1 pseudogene is annotated in these 679 nt (G+C 58.9%); it reads right to left on the reverse strand.

Going from position 1 to position 679, the window contains the following annotated elements:
- Positions 1 to 613, reverse strand: a pseudogene (locus GOB87_RS16500) (IS3 family transposase); the annotation flags it as partial.
- Between the last annotated feature and the right edge of the window lie 66 nt (positions 614 to 679).

The raw sequence follows: 679 nt of genomic DNA on the forward strand, positions 1-679 counted from the left end.
TATTTCCGATGCTCCGGATGGGGCACGGTCGTGCGCGGCTTCTGGTAGATCGCCCGCAGGCCCATGATCGCCATGAGCCGCCGGACCCGCTTGCGGCCCACTTCATGTCCCTGGCGGCGCAGATGCCATGTCATCTGCCGTGAGCCATAATACGGCGTTTCCAGGAACTGGGCGTCGATCAGCCGCATCAGCTCCAGATTGGCTTCGCTCTGTGGCACAGGCCGATAGTAGACGCCCGACCGGTTGAGTTGCAGCAGCGTGCATTGCCGGATTATCGGCAGGCATGCTCTCTTCGGGTCAATCATCTGCCGCCTCTGATCACGCCCAACCGAGCAGAGGCATCCCGCAAAAAATCCCGTTCCACCAGCAACTGGCCGATCTTGGCGTGCAGTTTCTCTACATCAGCAGGGCTGACTGAAGGTTCCGTTACTGACTTACCAGAAAAAAGGCTTGCCATGCCTTCGATCGCCTGGCGCTTCCATTGGGCGATCATCGTCTGATGCACGCCATGTTTCGAAGCCAGTTCCGCCAGCGTCAGTTCCCCACGGATCGCCTCCAGCGCAACCCGTGACTTGAACTCTGCCGCATACCGTTTCCGCGTAACCTTGCCCATAAAACCCGTCCTCGTTCAGGCCAGATGATAGCTTATCGCCCTGTCCGAAAAATGGGGACCACCTCT

This window comes from Acetobacter estunensis, assembly GCF_011516945.1.
GTDB classification, from domain to species: Bacteria; Pseudomonadota; Alphaproteobacteria; order Acetobacterales; family Acetobacteraceae; genus Acetobacter; species Acetobacter estunensis.